This is a genomic window from Pantoea sp. ANP04 (assembly GCF_041982285.1).
Taxonomy (GTDB): Bacteria; Pseudomonadota; Gammaproteobacteria; order Enterobacterales; family Enterobacteriaceae; genus Pantoea; species Pantoea eucalypti.
Map to the genome: position 1 here is coordinate 1 of NZ_JAUTYS010000134.1, position 551 is coordinate 551.

A 551-nucleotide genomic window follows, 5' to 3' on the forward strand; every position below is an offset into this window, starting at 1 on the left:
GGCTAAAAGTCTTGCAACACCATGGGAACTAAACCGGGACGGTGCGCTGCCTGTGTAGAGTTAAAAATGGTAGGTGAAAGCAGCAGCGCGACACGCATTACTTGTCGACCGCGGGTGGCTGGGAGCCACTGGTGCACATCGATACTCTGGATGACAGCGCCATGACGTACTGGTACCTAATCTCTAATATAAGCACGGAATCTGACTATGTTCTCACGCATTACTGCACAGCTGCCGGCGGACGGCCTGCTGTTCCACACGCTCACCGGCACCGAGACGCTGTCCCGTCCCTTTGTGCTCACCGCCGAACTGCTGGCCACCGACGCGCGCATCGACCGCCACGCCCTGCTGGGCAAGCCGGTGACCTTTACGCTGCCGACCGACGGCCTGATGAACGCGCTGAGCCCGCGCTACCTCAACGGCAAAATCACCCGGGTGGCGGTGCGCAGCCAGGAGCTGAGCGGCACCCGCTACGCGGTCTACCAGCTGACGGTGGAGCCGGACCTGTGGCCGATGCGGCGCGACCGCAACCTGCGCATCTTCCAGAGCCA

At 62.1% G+C, this 551-nt stretch carries 1 protein-coding gene; it reads left to right on the plus strand.

Annotated features, from left to right (window positions below; all coding sequences use genetic code 11):
- Positions 1–207: 207 nt before the first annotated feature.
- A partial coding sequence (locus tag Q7C21_RS22745; protein WP_375150889.1) for a contractile injection system protein, VgrG/Pvc8 family occupies positions 208–551 on the plus strand: 344 nt, incomplete at its 3' end.